The organism is Tatumella sp. JGM118, assembly GCF_018257515.1.
In the GTDB taxonomy this organism is placed as follows: domain Bacteria; phylum Pseudomonadota; class Gammaproteobacteria; order Enterobacterales; family Enterobacteriaceae; genus Tatumella; species Tatumella terrea.
The window spans coordinates 62216-79156 of sequence record NZ_JAERJR010000002.1 but is presented as its reverse complement, the minus strand read 5'-3'; the positions used below and the strand labels follow the sequence as shown (position 1 = coordinate 79156).

Below are 16941 nucleotides of genomic sequence, written 5' to 3'. Positions count from 1 at the left end.
AGTGACTTAGCGTCAGCTGTAAATCACTTGCCGGTTCAGGCCGGAGCACAGTCCATTGCACAGCGCCATCTTCTGTTGCCGGCCGGGCAGAACTCTCCCTCCGGGGCCGGCGCAGGCCTCTGCTTGTAAAGAGACGGCCGGATAGCCGGTTTCTTCGGTGAATTTGCCGGCTGTGATCAGACGATGGCCGGGAGAGACGTCTCCCCGGCCCCCTGCCGGCGCCTGTAACGCCCGATAAGACAGCCCGTCGTCAGCGATTGGCGGCAGGGACTACTGCCATTTCATTTCACCGGTATTCACTTTGGCACTGAGTTCCAGTGAACTCACATCCCCCAGATTCGGCCAGGCTTTCTCCATCACCCGGGTCAGGGTCGCTGCGTCATGATGCAGCTGTAACGCACGTTCGAAGTCTTCCAGGTATCTCAGTGTAAAACTCACCGCCTGATCACCTGGCAGTGCCTCGCCCAGATAATGGCCCGGGATCACTCGTCGCGGGTGTAATGCCAGCATCTGTTTCAGGGTATCCCGCCACTCTTTCCGGCTTTCCGGGGTCTGGGTGTCTGCGGTCCAGACATGGATCCCTGCATCCACGGCGGTTCCTCCCAGCAGGGTTTTTTCTTCCGGGAACCAGACGTAAGCTTGCTGTGAGCCTGCCTCACGAATCTCTACCGGCTGACCTTCGAATGTAAAACGGGTCTGCGGGATCACCTGCGGAGTAAACAACTGCCCCGGAGCTCCGTCCTGCATTTTAGGCCCCCAGTAGGCCAGTTTCGCTTTTTGTGTCGCCTCAATATGGCTGACGACCCGGGAGGTCGCGACAATACTGACCCCGGGAAAGGCTTTCACCAGTGGCTCCAGCCCAAAATAGTAATCCGGATCACCGGCAGTGATCACTATTTGCGTCAGTTTCTTACCGCTGCTATGGATCAGCTTCACCAGCTGCTCTCCGTCTTTGACACTGAATTGTGCATCAAACAGAATCGCGTCTTTTTTTCCGGTCACCAGTGTGGAAGAGACCGGAAAAATACCGTTTGCGCCGGGGTTATATACGGTGAAGTCTAAAGGTGCAGCGGTAGCCGTGGTGATCCCAGCCAGTCCGATCACCAGGGTCAGTGCTGATGCTTTCATAGTTGTGCTCTCATCAAAGTAGGTTTCAGGCCGGATTTGATCGCGCCCTCCGGCGAAATATTCTTAGGTTTGTCGGTTTTCATTCTAACCGTTTCATAAACTGTTAAAATTACCGTAACAAGAGATGCTATGTTTCATAATCCGGACAGATGAGGTAGCAGTGGACAGAATTATCGCCGCACGGGTGTATATCGCCATCTGCGAGTACGGCAGCCTCAGCGCGGCCTCCCGGGGATTACAGATGTCCCGACCGATGGTCAGTCGATATCTGGAAGCCATGGAACAGTGGGCCGGTACCCGCTTAATTCACCGTACGACCCGCCACCTGACGCTGACCCCGGCAGGCGAGAGTATCCTGCAGAAGACACGCCAGCTCAGCCGTCTGTCGGACGATATCGGTGAGCTTTCACGACGGGCGATCCCCTCCGGAATATTGCGGGTGGCCTGTGCACACTACACGGCAGCCGATATTATCAGCCCGATGCTGCCACGGTTTCTGCTGCGTTACCCTGAGCTGCGCATCGAGCTGGACATCAATAATCGCAGGGTCAGTATGGTAGGGGAACGGATTGATGTGGCTATCCGTATTACGGATAACCCTGAACCTGGCGCAATTGCCAGGCGGATCGGCGAATGTGCGTCGGTGCTCTGCGCTTCACCGGAATATCTGGCCATCCACGGCAGGCCGGCAGACCTGGCCGGACTGGCAGAACATAATTGCCTGTGCTACAGCAATTTTGCCGATCAGCGCTGGTCTTTCACCACGGCTGAAGGAGAAACCCTGTCTCAGGCAGTAAACGGTAATCTGAGCGCCGGGATATCTTCGGTACTGCTGGATGCCGCACTGGCAGGCTGCGGCATAACGCTGATCCCGCTGACCGAGGCCAGCAACTGGCTGGAGAACGGACGGCTCGAACGGGTTCTGCCCCAACTGACCCCCGCCTCGATGGGTATCTATGGCATGTACCTGTCGAGAAAGCTACTGCCTGCCGCACTGCATCTGTTCCTTGATGAGGTCCAGCAGAGTTTACAAATGTCCGCCAGGACTTCCGGCGGACAATGAAACAGCGGCAGCCGGGGGCTGCCGCTATACGCTATCGGAAACGGCACCGGACTGCCTCAGAGTGCGCCGGTCGTTGTCTGGCGGTCCGGACGATAGGCCCGGTAGTAAATCAGGGCTACAAAAATCGCCCCACCCGCCGCATTACCGGCAAATACCGCCACAAAATTAGTGAAATAATCGCCCCAGTTCCCCTGCCCTGCAAAAATGGCCGCCGGGATAATAAACATATTCGCTACCACGTGCTGAAAACCAATAGCGACAAACGCCATTACCGGAAACCAGATACCCAGGATTTTTCCGGCAGCGTCTTTACCTGCCATTCCCAGCCAGACCGCCAGACACACCAGCCAGTTACAGCCAATCCCGGAGACAAATGCCTGCAGGAAGGTGGCCTGTGTTTTCGCAGTGGCTATCGCCAGGGTACTTTTCAGAAACACCCCTTCAGTCATTCCCAGCAGATGCCCGAAAAACCAGGCGACCGCCACGCTGCCGATAAAGTTGGCAATCGTCACCCAGAACCAGTTACGTACCAAAGCAGCCCAACTAATTTTTTTAGATAATGCCGCGATAGTCATCACCATCATATTCCCGGTCAGTAATTCTGCGCCGGCAAGCACGGTCAGAATTAATCCAAGCGGGAAAACCATCGCCCCAAGCAGCCCTCCGAACGAGCCCCAGTCAGCGGGTAATCTGGCCGTCACATGCAGGTCCAGCAGGAACCCGATGGCGATAAAGGCACCGCCCAGAAAACCCAGTATCAACAGATTCTGTATCGAATGATGGCTTTTTTTCACGCCGGCCTGAACGGCCTGTACTGCAATTTCATTAGGTGTGCTGAATGACATGATGACCCGGTAATGTAAACACCGCAAAACGGCTTAAGTGAATCGGTGGTCATAACCCTGACCCTGATTGTCATAATGGTGCTGACATCAGTGATAGTAGTTCGATTAGCGACACTTTCCAACGTAAAGGTTACAAGGTTTTAACTATCACCCGGGGGAATAATTAGTCCTGAATTTAAGTCTCCATAACAGCAGAGTGTTAATAGTGCTGATAAGTAAACCGGTTAGCATAAAAAACAGCCACCGGTATGACCGCACATGCAGATAACTGCCACCGACCGGGAGTGTTATTCTTAAGAAGAATGACAAGTTAACCAGGGCCCTTCATTCAGCCTAAGGAGCAGAAAATAGTATGAGTACGTCCTCTTATGTCCCGCCTGAAGTCTGGAAAAACGATCAACCGCTGGGGGGTAAATTCGGGGGGATTAATCGCCCTGAATCCGGTGCCCGTCATCAACAGGAATTGCCTGCAGGTCCGCATCCCTTCCAGCTTTACTCACTGGGGACACCGAATGGTGTAAAAGTCAGTGTGATGCTGGAAGAGTTACTGCAACTCGGTATTGAAGGTGCCCGTTATGATGCCCACCTGGTAAATATCATGCAGGGTGAACAGTTCGGATCCGGTTTTGTAGAAGTTAACCCTAACTCGAAGATCCCGGCGCTGGTCGATCAGAGTGGCCCGGAGCCCGTCAATCTTTTCGAATCCGGAGCCATGCTGCTTTATCTGGCCGAAAAATTTAACCGCTTTATCCCGTCCGACCCTGTCGGACGTGCATCCTGCCTGTGCTGGTTATTCTGGCAAATGGGTAGTGCCCCGATCCTGGGCGGTGGTTTCGGACATTTCTTCGCCTACGCACCGGAAAAAATGGAATACCCAATCAACCGCTTTACGATGGAAGCCAAGCGTCAGCTGGATGTGCTGGATAAGCAGCTGGCGAAACACACCTATATCGCCGGTGAGGAATATACGATTGCCGATATGGCCATCTGGCCATGGTATGGCGTGCTGGTTCTGGGAGGTATTTATGAAGGCTCAGCCCGGTTCCTGGATACCGCGTCTTATAAGCATCTGAACCGCTGGGCAGAATTAGTCGCTCAACGTGAAGCGGTTAAAAAAGGAAGAACCGTACTGAAGATGTGATCACTTTCGGTACAGGCCGGACTGTCCCCGGCCGGTGGTCAGCCTCCCCGCGCCCGGGAGGCTGCTGCTTTCCCTATACCGGCCACTCACACCCGTCATGCCAGTTGCTGTTCATCATCGTCGGTGCCTCTCCCCCGCGGGGACGACATCAGGAGTTCACCGGGTACTGCAGCAAGCTAAAGGTATGACGGTTTTTCAGGAAGCCCGCGATAACCTCTGACGGCACCGCCACGCTAAACAGGAACCCCTGTCCCAGCTGGTAACCCTCGCGGATCAAGGCATCCCGTTGTCCCGCATCTTCAATACCTTCCGCGACCACATCCAGTTCCAGCTCCGTCGCCAGCAACCAGAGTGCCTTAATCACCGCCAGTCCCTCTTTACCTTTACTCAGGCTGGCGACAAAACTCCGGTCAACCTTAATCACATCCACAGGGTAGTCGCGGATATTTGCCAGGGCCGAATAACCGGTACCAAAGTCATCGAGCGAGATCCGTACGCCCTGCGCTTTCAGCAGGTTCAGTGCACGGAACACATACCCGGCTCCGCGACCGTCAAACATATGTTCGGTGATCTCAATCTCCAGCAGTGCCGGCGGGATACGGTAATGTTCCAGCTGCTGCAGTACCTTTTCGGCGTAGTTATCACGCATAAACTCCACCGGAGAAGCGTTGACCGACACCGGCACCACTTCCAGGGCGTTATCTATCCAGCACCGGATATCAGCAAACACTTTGTCACGGATAATATAACCAATACGTTCCATTAGCGCGTAGTTTTCAAACGCTGACCAGATATCCCCCGGGAAGCACAGCTCACCCTGGCTGTTAAAAAAGCGCATCAGCGCTTCCAGCCCGATGATCTTCCCGTCCTCTAACCGGACCTTCGGCTGATAAAACGGTAAAATGGCTTCATCGGAGATCAACTGCTTTGCCAGTTCCATTTGTCCCCGCGTGGCATCGACGGCATCTGACATCACCGGGTCATAACAGAGGACCCCGCCGCGACCGTTCTTCTTCAGCTCGTTCAGGGCGATATCTGCGGCTTTGATCATGGCGGTGCTGTCTGCGGCCTGTTGCGGGAAAATAACACCGCCCATACTGAGGCTGATATAGATAGTCTGCCCCTGATACGTCAGCGGCATCGCCGTATCCGCGATCAGTTTATACCCCGCCCCCAGCAACGCCTGAGTATCTTCAATGCCCGGTAACACGGCGGCAAATTCATCACCACCGATACGGGCAATAAAGGCATCGCCACTGAGTGATTTTTTCAGCCGGTTAGCCACCACTTTCAGCAGATAATCGCCTGCCGGGTGTCCCAGGGTGTCATTCACCAGTTTAAAATAGTCCAGGTCTATCAGTAACAGTGCCAGAGACCGGTTCTGATACCCGGCCTGACGCAGGTACTTTTTCAGTGTGGTGTTAAACATGCGCCGGTTGGGCAGTCCGGTCAGTTCGTCATGCTCACTGATATATTTAAAACGTTGCTCTGCCTGATGTAAGCGGGTGATATCCCGTGAGACACAGAGAATACTGGTCACCCCACCCTCAGCGTCCTGCAACGGGGTAAGAATATTATCCCAGTAAAAGGGCTTGTTTTTTTCCAGCTGACTTTTCCCCGAAAAACGAACATTCCTGCCGGTATTAGCCAGTTTCAGGGCCTGACGGCCACGTTTACGTATTTCGGGAGGCAGCAGATTTAACCAGTCCATGCCGAAGCCGGAATCCGGCGGGACCCCGAGTGCATTGCACCCGGACAGATTCATATCGATTAACTCACCCTGCAGATTGATCAGTTTGATGCAGTCAATACTCGCATCCAGCATGCTTTTATACATCCGCAGATGCTGCGTGATATTCTCGCGGGACTCCTGCAGTTCATCAATATCGATGAATTTGATCAGCCAGAGGTTGCGTGCGCGGATAAAATAGCCATAGGCAATAAACCAGCAATAATGCCCTGCCGCGACGACCAGCCTGACCCGCTGGTGGAAGACCTGATAATGCGCTGAGGATTGCCCCCAGGCTTCATGAACCCGGGCCTGGTCCTCCGGGTGCAGCCAATGCACCCAGAGTGATTCAGGTGTCGACGGGGTCACCGACATGGTTTGATGCCAATGCTGATTGGCCGCGACTTCCTGCCCGCAGCCAGAGATACACCAGGCAGGTAGAGGCAGGCTGTCGAAAAATACTTCTTTAAAGATCTGAAATGCCTCCGCCGATGCAGAGGATGTGGGATCAGTTATCACTGATTCTTCTTTTAGTGGTTGTTTTTTATTATTCATTTAGCCTGACCAACATTATGACCCAAAATAAGATTAACCAATCATTACCACTTTCCCTGAATAAGATATCACTACTCTTAATGATTTAGCCGACGTTTGTACCCAACTTCACACAATGACTTCTCTTCCCGTTCCTTACGGATCATTTTCCCTGAAGGGCAGATTTTTCCTGAAGACGGCGGTAGTTATTCAGCCAGCGACCGCTGACCAGTCGCCACCAGAAACAGCTTCCTCTCACCGCCCAGTCCATAAACATGCCCAGCCAGACGCCGGTCACGCCCATGCCCAGATAAATTCCCAGCAGATACCCCAGTACGACCCTGGCCCCCCACATACTGAACATCGAGACGAACATCGCAAAGCGGGCATCACGCGCGCCTTTAAAACTGGCGGGTAACACCCAGGAGGTGGCCCATATCGGCATAAATGCCGCATTCAGCCAAATCAGGTGTTCCGTGACTCTGATAACCTCCGGATCCCGGGTATAAAACCGTGCCAGAACCCCTGCCAGTGGCACAGAAAGCAGCGCCAGACTGCATAGCCCGAGGGTAGCGAGCCAGAAAACATGACGTACCTCTACCGTTGCCTGATAAACCTGATTTCGCCCCAGCCGGGTTCCGGTAATGATAGTGGACGCCGAACCGAGGGCATTACCCGGCAGGTTGATTAATGAGGCAATCGAGAATGCGATAAAATTCCCGGCAATTTCACTGGTGCCCATCCCGGCCACATACACCTGAGTAAGGAGTTTACCACCGTTAAACAATACCGACTCAATACTTGCCGGAATACCGATACTCAGTACCTCACTGAGGATCGCCGGATTCCATCGCCGGAAATAACTTTTCAGTGGCAGCGTGAGCGCCCCGTTCAGACGTCCCCTCAGGACCACGATCACTACCAGCGCACCGAGGTAGCGGGAAATCGTCAGCCCCCAGCCTGCACCAGAGAAACCGATGCCATGCCACGAGAAGCACCCATAAATGAGCACACTGGTGATAACAATATTCAGTATATTCATCCCGGCGTTAATCAACATCGGAATTTTGGTATTTCCTGCGCCGCGCAGTGCGCCACTGCCGATAAGGGCAATGGCCGCCGCCGGATAACTGCAGGCTGAAATCTGCAGGTAATTGAGTGCAAAAGCTTTTACCTGTGGTTCTGCGCTGCCGGCTATCATATCGATGATCACGTGTCCACGAAATTCGATGATCACCACCAGCATCAGGGAAAGAAGCGTCATCAGTCCCAGCGACTGACGGGCTGCGGCTTTGGCTCGCTCACTGTCCCTTTTCGCCAGACTGAAGGCGACCACCACGGTGGTCCCCAGGTCTACCGCCGCGAAAAATGAAACGATCACCATATTAAAACTATCCGCCAGCCCTACCCCGGCCATGGCCGCTTTTCCCAGCCAGCTGACCAGAAAAGTGCTGAGAACCCCCATTAACATGACACAGAGGTTTTCTATCAGGATGGGCAATGCCAGCGGAGCTATCTCCCTTTTCAGCAAGGTCGTATAACGTCTGCGCCTGGGGTACCAGGGGGTTCTTTTTATTGCATCAGTTAACACTAAGCCAGGATTTCGCACAGCGATACCAAATCATCTGAACAGGAAAGAGAGGAATAATCAGTGGTTCCCGGCGCAGGGAAACCTGTGGGCCACTATTCATACCGTAAAGGATACCGCCCGGGAGAAAAGCGCGGTGATGTAATTTTATACCCGGTGGGCTAAAAAGACTACCGATGGATTGTACAAACTCTGTCCCTGAGCGGAAGATAGCACCTCATACGCCCTGAGCATATATCCGTCAGCGCGGCCAGAGCAGGCCACGGTAAGACCGGAAACTTACGGTAAAATGCGCGATCCTGTCGGGTAACCCTGAAAATACGATGCCGTTAATACAAAAAAGGAGCCGAAGCTCCTTTTTTAATCTTTCGCTAAAACCGGTATCAGGCGCTGAGCCAGCCCAGCTTGATAACAAATAAAACAGAAAGAATAATCAGTGCCGGGTTAACTTCGCGGACTTTACCGGTCAGTAACTTAACCACCGTCCAGGTAATAAACCCGAAGGCGATACCATTTGCGATAGAATAAGTTAACGGCATCGCCAGCGCGGTCACCGTTACCGGTGCTGCCGTAGTGATATCTTTCCAGTCAATCTCAGCCAGTCCGGAGGTCATCAGTACCGCAACAAACAGCAATGCCGGTGCGGTTGCATACTCAGGGACACTGCCAGCCAGCGGCGAGAAAAAGAGTGACAGCAGGAACAGGATAGCGACCACAACAGAGGTCAGACCGGTACGGCCGCCGGCACTGACGCCCGCCGTGGATTCGACAAAACTGGTCGTGGTTGACGTCCCCAGCAGCGAACCGAACAGCGCCGCGGTGCTGTCTGCAACCAGGGCCTTGCCCATCGCAGGGATATTCCCTTTATCATCGGTCAGCCCGGCACGGCGGCTGACACCGATCAATGTCCCGGAGTTATCGAAGACATCGACAAACAGGAAGGCAAAAATCACACTGACCAGACCGATATTGAAGGCCCCGGCGATATCCAGTTTCAGGAAAGTCGGTGCGATAGACGGTGGTGCAGAGAAGATCCCGGCAAACGGTGTCAGACCCGACAGCATCGAAATGGCGGTGATGACCAGAATACCGATCAGTACAGCCCCCGTAATACGGCGGGCTTCCAGGATCACGATCAGGAAAAAGCCCAGGATAGCCAGTAACGGACCGGCTTTAGTGAGGTCCCCTAAGCCCACCAGCGTTGCCTGGTTACCCACAACAATCCCCGCACCTTCCAGCGCAATCAGCGCCAGGAAAAGACCAATACCGGCAGCGATTGCAGAGCGCAGCGGTAACGGAATGCTGTTGATAATCCATTCACGGATCTTAAACAGAGATAATGCGAAGAAGATTAATGCAGAAATAAAGACCGCCCCGAGAGCGACCTGCCAGTGATACCCCATATGCAGCACGACGGTATAGGTAAAGAAGGCGTTTAAGCCCATACCAGGTGCCAGAGCGATAGGCATGTTCGCAATCATCCCCATCAGTACAGAGCCAATGGCCGCTGCCAGACAGGTAGCCACGAAGACCGCACCTTTATCCATACCTGTGGCGCCGAGGATACTCGGGTTAACAAACAGGATATAGGCCATTGCCAGGAACGTGGTTAATCCTGCAATGATTTCTGTACGAACAGTAGTCTTATTTGCTTTCAACTTAAAGAGTCTTTCAAGCATGAGTCGGTCCTTTATAGATCTCGCTTATCACGATTTTTATTTTTAACAGTCTCTAAGAAAGGGTTGTCATCGTCCGGCCACTGACCGGAAATGCAAACCTTCATTCCACCCCAAAATGACATAAGCAAAACCCGTGCCATGACGCGGCACGGGTTCAGTATTCGGAATAAGTTCCTGCGAGAGGAGAAACCCCGGCCTGCACGATACTCTGCGCAAACGTTTTCTTACCGGCGCCAATCCTAATGATCCAGACCTCCGGGGGCAATAATTTTTTGTCCCTCGGGGGCGGAAAACAGAGACAGAAGCCGCTAAACCGGCTTCCGGCGGGAAAAGTGGCGATTAACTCACCAGCATCAGCTCACGTTCGGTAATGACCGAGCGCTGAGTCAGTGCCAGCAGACACTGCTGAACCGCGCGCGCAGAGGCTGACATAGGTAAGGCTGATGAGGTATTCAATGTTAATGGCAGGTGCAGGGACGGAGAAATAATTTTCGACATCCAGCCATTAATCGGTGCAGTGAGCGATTTTGCCGCCGATTCCGGCAATACCGAAACCCCCATACCACTGGAAATTGCTGCAGACAATGTCGACAATGATTCAATTTCACCAATGATATGCGCACTGAGGCGACGCAGGGAGAAGGCTTCGTCCACACGTTGTCTGACCGCACTGTAATCACGCGGCAGATACAGATTCATGCCGGCCACTTCCGAGAGATCAATCTGCGCCCCCGGAGAAACGCCTGTGCCGACCAGATACAATTCTTCCTGCATCAGTGGCTGACAGTTCAGGCCTTTCTCAGGCGTGCGATCGTAGAGCAGGGCCATATCCAGCTGACCGTTGATAACTTTCTCATTCAGGGCATGACCACTGTTTTCGTGCAGATAGACCAGAATATCCGGCCAGGTTTCACGGATTTCACGCAACAATGGCATGACCAGGGAAGACGCCGACGTGCCCGGGGCAAGCCCGATAGAAACCTGACCTGACAGGACATTTCCGGCGTTATGCACCGCCATCTGTGCCTGTTCACACTGCCGCAGGATGTTGCGGGCATGGGTGTAAAGCACCTTACCGGCATCGGTCGGGGTCACTCCACGTTTGGTGCGGATCAGTAGCTGCTGATCCATCTCACCTTCAAGGGTGGCGACCTGTTGGCTGAGTGCCGGTTGAGCGATGTGCAATACCTCTGCGGCCTGAGTGAGGCTGCCGATATCGACAATTTTCACAAAGTATTTCAGTCGTCTTAAGTTCATTTTCTCTCCCGTCACTAATCCGGATACTCAAAGCAGGCTGTGCCTGTGGCTGGATATACCGGTAGTTGCAATTAACAGGCCAGAAATGACTAAACCGTTTCGCTCACCCTGATGTCATAACAAAAACACTATGAAAAGAAGCCTTTTTGACGATTTTCTGTCCGCAATGACCACGCCGTCAGAGGCGGCTACCCGCTGCCGCCTGCACAAGGATAGTGCAGAATGTTTCCGTACAGTGCGTGAACCCGGGGACTCTATGAGTCTCCTTTTCTCTGCTGACCATGAACTACCAGGCATGACTCTCCTCTGAACAACGAGGACGCGATCGGTCCCCTGCCCGCCCGCCGCGTGTTGCCGGCAGTTGGGGGCGGAACACCGGGAGGTCTCCCTGCATGATACAGCCTGCATCGTCACGGGTCCGCAGCGCCGCATCCCGTGGCCGCTCCCCTTTCCCGCTGTCACATTTCAGCGGATGAAACGTCATAAACTGTCACACTATCACGGGAGGGCTGACGGCCCCGGTATTATAAAAAGTTATCGCTGAAAGCACAGAAAAGCCTGTCAGCGGATACCTGCCGCGGCACACCAGAAGATGTGGCTCGCCGGGAGCCTATACGGAATTCTGCGGGGTCGCCGTTAATGGCGCCCACAGTGAGGGGACAGCATATTTTCATCACATAACGGAATATCAGAAGATATGCCCTGCTGCGGGCCATTCAGTGGATCCGGCTGAACCAACATGGCTTATCATCGGGCCGGGCGGCCCCGGCCCGTCTGTTGTCCTGTTCACTTTTTCAGTGAGTCCGTCGGCAATAGTCCTTTGCACGGGCGGAATGCACGCCTCTGCAGGCCGTCAGGCTACATTGCCCGACCGTCACGCGATGCCTGCACAAACCCGGCGATTACAGGTATAATCCGCACATTATTCCACGAATTAAGATACAGACACCGATATGGCCAAACTCACCTTACAGGAACAGATGCTCAAAGCCGGATTAGTCAGCGATAAGAAGATGGCTAAGGTTCAGAGAACAGCAAAAAAATCCCGGGTTCAGGCTCGGGAAGCCCGCGAAGCTGTCGAGGAAAATAAAAAGGCACAGGCTGAACGCGCCAAAGAACTGAATGAGCAACAAAAACAAGCGGCACTTTCCCGGGAATATAAAGCCCAGGTAAAACAATTGATTGAGATGAACCGGATCACCGGTATCAAAGGTGATATCAGTTTCAATTTTACCGACAATAACCTGATCAAACAGCTCACCGTGGATAAAACCACCCGTAACCAGTTGATGAACGGCCGTCTTGCCATTGCCCGTTTGCTGAAAGAGAAGAGTGATATCGCCGATTATGCGATCATTCCGGCAAGCGTTGCGGATAAAATTGCACAGCGGGATGCCGACAGTATTGTCCTGAACAGTGCGCTGAGCCAGGAAGCACAGGACGAGGATGATCCTTACGCCGATTTCAAAGTGCCCGATGACCTGATGTGGTAAGGAAAAGCACACCCGCACGACACTGACGAGACTGTCCGGTTCTGCCGGTTCTGCCAGCGATGGCAGGTCCGGCAGGCTCAGAGCATTTTATACATCGTTTCTTTTTCACCGCCTGCGATACTTTCCTGCGGACGGTCAGGGACTCCCCGCCCAACCCGCTCCGCCCTAAGCCTCCGGTTTGCCGAATCAACCTCTGCGTCCTTCAGAAACCGGTGTTTCCGATGATCCGGGGCGGAAACCTGCCTTTATCGACGGATTACCTGTCAGCCGCGCCCTGTGAACTCTCCTTCGCCGGCAGGTAATACCGGACATCATTGACCACTTCGACACCATTATGTTTCTTTTATCAGCAAACAGTTTATTTCTCGCGAAAACAGCTTTGACAACATCGCCCTGGCCCGTTACTATGCGCCCCGTCTTCACGACAATTCCTCTGTAGTTCAGTCGGTAGAACGGCGGACTGTTAATCCGTATGTCACTGGTTCGAGTCCAGTCAGAGGAGCCAAATTTAAGAAACCCGATTAAGGAAACTTAAGCGGGTTTTTTGTTTATGCCCCATCGCAAACCCACTTCTAGTGGCCGATTCATCAGGTCAGCGTGAAAATTATTCCCTATGCATTTTCATTTTTGCCTACGCATCGGGAAAAATTGGTGGTCAAATTCGGGATCATGGTAGTTCGATGACGGAGTTACCTCCATATGCCCCTTACCGACGCGAGAATCCGTACTCTCAAACCTCCCGGTAACCCCTTTAAAGTTTTCGATTTACATAGTCTGTATCTTTTAGTCATTCCGGGCGGCTCACACCTCTGGTATCTCAAATATCGTATCAATGGAAAAGAATCCCACCCCTGCTTAGGTGCCTATCAGAAAATATCTATCTGAACAAATTCACTCCTCTATCTCTGACGAGGAGAAGTTAATGAAGCATTTATTAAAGCATAATGGCTCCGAAACACTCCTCGCTTATCTTCTGATTATGAATCCCGTAAACGTTTGCCAGAAGTTATTATTGATATCCGGGCACAAATTGGAATGTTATTGATAATTAGATAAAATGTACTCCAAATACCGGGTCGGTTTATGGATGATCAAGCTTTCCGGATTCTGAGAATTCACTAAAACATAGGAATTGATTTCGATACTGTAATTATCATGGCAATTAAAAATGATGTTTTCTTCAGTCACCTGGATAAAAAAAATACTGTTTATTTCGTTGATGATTTACAAAAGGAGAAGATTAGTTTTAGCTCATACTACACAGCGTGAACGCCCCGCGAGTATAAAACGGGGTAAGACTCATCGGACTGCTGAATGTGATTTATATCCAGAAAAGTATATTTTTTAGCGAACATGATCTTTCGATGTTCCATACGCGGCAAAGGACTGTTCAATAACTTTAATAACAGCTCTTATTTTTGCTGATTTCTTCAGGTCAGGATGTAAAACTAACCAAATATCTATCCAATCTTTATTTTCAGGGAATATACGAACAAGCTCAGGATCTTTCTCGGCCATAAATGATGAAAGCAAACCTATTCCTAAACCGTTTCGGGCAGCAGAGCGTATAAGCATTTGCGAATTGGATTGTAGTACAACATTGGGGTTAGTAATCTTTTCACCGCAGAAGTTATCCCAATGACGCGGCACTAAATCACGCGGAAACATCAGAAGATCATGGTCTTTCAATTGAGAACCCTGTACCGGTAAACCTTTCCTATCAACATATTCCTGTGCAGCGTAGAGTCCCATCTCAATAGTTGCCAATCGTTTGATTATCAATGTCTCTTCTTCAGGGCGAGCACCACGAATTGCCATATCAGCACTACGGTAAGAAATATCAGATATGTTTACAGCTGTTAACAGCTTAATGGTGATGTCAGGATGTTGTGTTCGTAGCATCTTCAATGCAGGTATAATGAATGCTTCAGCCATCGTATCGGTCGTTGCAATACTGACATTCCCGGAAAGACTGTCATCACCTTTCGATACCTTGCGATTAATTGCATGAATTGCATTTTCAATATCAATAGCATCAGGAAGTAACTCCTCACCTAATATGCTAAGAGAAAAATATTTTGGTGTACGAATAAAGAGTTTGGAATTAAGTGATTCTTCAAGTGATTGTATTCGTCTGCCGACCGTTGCTTGATCTACATGTAGTTCCATCGCAGCTTTACGCAAAGTACCACTACGGGCTAATGCAAGAAAAAAACGTGTATCATCCCAATTCATTAAGAGACATTTTTTTTGCAATTTCTGTAGGTTATCAGACATATGAGATGTATCTTTAATTCCATAAAAAGAAAAAAACATTACAATCATAATGATAGCACGTAACCCTCATCCCATCAATCAGTATTGCTGCAAAAATGCAGCGTTATGAAGCGTTTTTGCAGCTATTTCAGAGATGATTTTTTATGGTTAAATTTAAACGTGTCTTTGATCACAGATTTTTAATTGGTATCCTTTGTTAAGAATGTCTCCCTCTATAGCATCAGTTATCATCGGATTTGCTGGGATTATTATATTACAACACCCAAACATACCTGATAGAAAATCCCTTGCATCTCTAACTGGTTTGCTAGCTGGGCTATTTACTGCTTTAGCTTACTTCAATGTAGGTAAACTTGTTCAAACAGGAGAACCAGAACTTCGTGTAGTATTTTACTTTTCATTAATTGGTACACTTTTCAGTGGTGGGATACTTACCCTCATTGGATTTACAAAATTGGATTCCATATCTGCTATAATTATCTGTGCTATTGGTTTATTTGGAAGTATAGGTCAAATTACAATGACCTTTGCTTATGGACATGGCAATACTATTATTGTAAGTATTATTTCATATAGCACAATTATATTCTCAACTTTGATTGGTTATTTCATTTTCAATGAGCAATTAACATTAACTTCGTTTACTGGAATGATCTTAATTATTTTATCTGGGGCTATTGTTATTTTTAAACGACCTTCAAACAGGAAAAAAATAGTAACTGCCGCCGGATGAAGTAATAAAACAATCCAAGTGGCATGCAAAATCGAATTGGCCTGATGCATTTTTGTATGTTCCCGCCATTAAATACTTACGTTATTATTTAACACACGTTTCATATTACATATCAAACGTGACTGTTAGTTATCAACAATTAAATATCAGAATTTTTGGAGAATTCAATGCCAGAGAGTTTCGCGATAAAAAGTCAGCACAGCCATACAAGTAATTTTTTAATTTTACTATTTCTTGCTATGGCACTAATGTCAGCATTACTGAATAGTACAGCCCCGACCCCTCTCTACCCCTTTTATCAAAATGAACTGAGATTAACGTCTGTTAGTCTGAGTATTATATATGGTGCATATGCAGCAGGTGTACTTATATCACTACTATGTGTTGGTAATTTGACTCACAGGGTTAGTGATTTACGTTACATGATTATTCCCGCATTATTTATTGTTTTGACTGGCGCCATACTATTTACAATAGCAAATTCATTCATGATGCTGCTTTTTGCCCGTTTATTAGCTGGCATTGGAACTGGTGCATTAACCGGAGCGGCTAATATATCGCTAGTAAAATTTGGGCCTGGAGACCAGGGTAAAGCTGCAGCTCTGATAGCTACTTTATCATTCACAACCGGATTAGCGTTAGGACCGATTCTGAGCGGTGTAGCTATGCAAACAAACTTTCATCCTACATCATTCCCATTTTATGTCATTATGATCTTTACTTTTATTTCTCTGGGTGGGACTTTATTGACGTGGCATTCGAGTGATAATTCAGTACAAAAGAGGGTGTCTGAAAAACACATTACCCCTCATTCAAAAAGCAATAGCCTGAAGGAAGGATTACGCCTTACTGGAATTAGTTTCTTTTTATGTGCAGCTTCTTTATTTACATGCTGGGCTGTTGCTGCAAGCCTTTTCGCTATTGGCCCTACTGTATCTGAGTTATTATTGAACGTACATAGCAGAGGAGTTTTTGGATATGTAATTGCTATTTATCTTATTATCGCAGGTATTAGTCAGATCCTGAGTCGCCGTGTAGAAGCAAAACACTCCTTGATTTCAGGTTGTATTTTTCAGATCATTTCATTATTTATATTTTATATATCTATTGAACTAAATTCTATAGTTATTGCATGCATTGGAATGGCTATTGCAGGGTACGCATATGGTGCTATCTTTGTCGGAAGTGCAACACTTATAAATATAATATCTCCTAAAGAGAGTCACGCCAAACTATTATCATTATTCTATGTCATAGCCTATGTTGCCAATTGGGTCCCTGTCTTATTAGGGATTATTATAGATCACGCTAGTCTGCAACTCGCCGTTAATTTATTATTCCTTATCAGCTCAGTTACCTTTTTAATTCTCGTTATTATGATAAAATATCGTAACTTTAAAATTTTACAATAAAATTACGAACTACAAGGTTAACATCTATTCTCTATTAGTTTCAAGAATAATTTAATGAGCAA

At 49.6% G+C, this 16941-nt stretch carries 12 protein-coding genes, 1 tRNA gene and 1 pseudogene; 7 read left to right on the top strand and 7 right to left on the bottom strand.

What is annotated here, in order from left to right; all coding sequences use genetic code 11:
- Positions 1-270: 270 nt before the first annotated feature.
- Positions 271-1128: an MBL fold metallo-hydrolase gene (locus tag JK223_RS02815; protein ID WP_212712705.1), complete on the bottom strand. Its 858-nt coding sequence runs from the start codon at positions 1126-1128 to the stop codon at positions 271-273.
- Between the two features lie 160 nt (positions 1129-1288).
- On the opposite strand from JK223_RS02815, the gene JK223_RS02810 reads away from it, so the two are divergent.
- On the top strand, positions 1289-2191 hold the full coding sequence (locus JK223_RS02810) for a LysR family transcriptional regulator (protein WP_212712704.1): 903 nt from the start codon (positions 1289-1291) through the stop codon (positions 2189-2191).
- A 56-nt stretch (positions 2192-2247) separates the two neighbouring features.
- Here the strand turns inward: JK223_RS02810 and JK223_RS02805 are convergent, their stop codons facing one another.
- A complete protein-coding gene (locus JK223_RS02805; protein WP_212712703.1) occupies positions 2248-3036 on the bottom strand; it encodes a formate/nitrite transporter family protein in 789 nt (262 codons plus the stop codon).
- A 352-nt stretch (positions 3037-3388) separates the two neighbouring features.
- On the opposite strand from JK223_RS02805, the gene yghU reads away from it, so the two are divergent.
- Entirely contained in the window at positions 3389-4177 is a 789-nt protein-coding gene (gene yghU / locus JK223_RS02800; protein WP_212712702.1) for a glutathione-dependent disulfide-bond oxidoreductase, read from the top strand.
- 148 nt (positions 4178-4325) lie between these two features.
- Here yghU and JK223_RS02795 read toward each other — a convergent pair whose 3' ends face one another.
- The 4 genes from JK223_RS02795 to nac form a co-directional block, all read right to left on the bottom strand.
- Positions 4326-6425: a bifunctional diguanylate cyclase/phosphodiesterase gene (locus JK223_RS02795; RefSeq protein ID WP_212712701.1), complete on the bottom strand. Its 2100-nt coding sequence runs from the start codon at positions 6423-6425 to the stop codon at positions 4326-4328.
- A 178-nt stretch (positions 6426-6603) separates the two neighbouring features.
- Positions 6604-8031, bottom strand: coding sequence for an EmmdR/YeeO family multidrug/toxin efflux MATE transporter (locus tag JK223_RS02790; RefSeq protein WP_371813039.1), 1428 nt, complete (start codon positions 8029-8031; stop codon positions 6604-6606).
- A gap of 380 nt (positions 8032-8411) precedes the next feature.
- Entirely contained in the window at positions 8412-9707 is a 1296-nt protein-coding gene (locus tag JK223_RS02785; RefSeq protein ID WP_212712699.1) for an NCS2 family permease, read from the bottom strand.
- 339 nt (positions 9708-10046) lie between these two features.
- Positions 10047-10964: a nitrogen assimilation transcriptional regulator NAC gene (nac, locus tag JK223_RS02780; protein ID WP_212712698.1), complete on the bottom strand. Its 918-nt coding sequence runs from the start codon at positions 10962-10964 to the stop codon at positions 10047-10049.
- A gap of 953 nt (positions 10965-11917) precedes the next feature.
- Between nac and JK223_RS02775 the strand changes: the two genes are divergently transcribed.
- The 3 genes and pseudogenes from JK223_RS02775 to JK223_RS16855 form a co-directional block, all read left to right on the top strand.
- Positions 11918-12457, top strand: a complete 540-nt coding sequence (locus JK223_RS02775; protein WP_212712697.1) for a DUF2058 domain-containing protein — start codon at positions 11918-11920, stop codon at positions 12455-12457.
- Between the two features lie 429 nt (positions 12458-12886).
- A tRNA-Asn gene (locus JK223_RS02770) sits at positions 12887-12962 on the top strand.
- 194 nt (positions 12963-13156) lie between these two features.
- Positions 13157-13339: pseudogene (locus JK223_RS16855) on the top strand (Arm DNA-binding domain-containing protein); the annotation flags it as partial.
- Positions 13340-13801: 462 nt separating this feature from the next.
- Here JK223_RS16855 and JK223_RS02765 read toward each other — a convergent pair.
- Positions 13802-14692, bottom strand: a complete 891-nt coding sequence (locus tag JK223_RS02765; protein WP_212712956.1) for a LysR family transcriptional regulator — start codon at positions 14690-14692, stop codon at positions 13802-13804.
- A gap of 244 nt (positions 14693-14936) precedes the next feature.
- Here JK223_RS02765 and JK223_RS02760 point away from each other — a divergent pair, with 244 nt between their 5' ends.
- Together JK223_RS02760 and JK223_RS02755 are read left to right on the top strand one after the other, a co-directional pair.
- A complete protein-coding gene (locus JK223_RS02760; protein WP_212712696.1) occupies positions 14937-15467 on the top strand; it encodes a DMT family transporter in 531 nt (176 codons plus the stop codon).
- Between the two features lie 167 nt (positions 15468-15634).
- Positions 15635-16879, top strand: coding sequence for an MFS transporter (locus tag JK223_RS02755; protein WP_212712695.1), 1245 nt, complete (start codon positions 15635-15637; stop codon positions 16877-16879).
- Positions 16880-16941: the final 62 nt, after the last annotated feature.

Excerpts from the sequence above, each read along its gene's own strand:
- JK223_RS02815 (WP_212712705.1), bottom strand. The coding sequence starts at position 1,128 with ATGAAAGCATCAGCACTGACCCTGGTGATCGGACTGGCTGGGATCACC.
- JK223_RS02805 (WP_212712703.1), bottom strand. The coding sequence starts at position 3,036 with ATGTCATTCAGCACACCTAATGAAATTGCAGTACAGGCCGTTCAGGCC.
- yghU (WP_212712702.1), top strand. The coding sequence starts at position 3,389 with ATGAGTACGTCCTCTTATGTCCCGCCTGAAGTCTGGAAAAACGATCAA.
- JK223_RS02785 (WP_212712699.1), bottom strand. The coding sequence starts at position 9,707 with ATGCTTGAAAGACTCTTTAAGTTGAAAGCAAATAAGACTACTGTTCGT.
- nac (WP_212712698.1), bottom strand. The coding sequence starts at position 10,964 with ATGAACTTAAGACGACTGAAATACTTTGTGAAAATTGTCGATATCGGC.
- JK223_RS02775 (WP_212712697.1), top strand. The coding sequence starts at position 11,918 with ATGGCCAAACTCACCTTACAGGAACAGATGCTCAAAGCCGGATTAGTC.
- JK223_RS02765 (WP_212712956.1), bottom strand. The coding sequence starts at position 14,692 with ATGAATTGGGATGATACACGTTTTTTTCTTGCATTAGCCCGTAGTGGT.
- JK223_RS02760 (WP_212712696.1), top strand. The coding sequence starts at position 14,937 with ATGTCTCCCTCTATAGCATCAGTTATCATCGGATTTGCTGGGATTATT.
- JK223_RS02755 (WP_212712695.1), top strand. The coding sequence starts at position 15,635 with ATGCCAGAGAGTTTCGCGATAAAAAGTCAGCACAGCCATACAAGTAAT.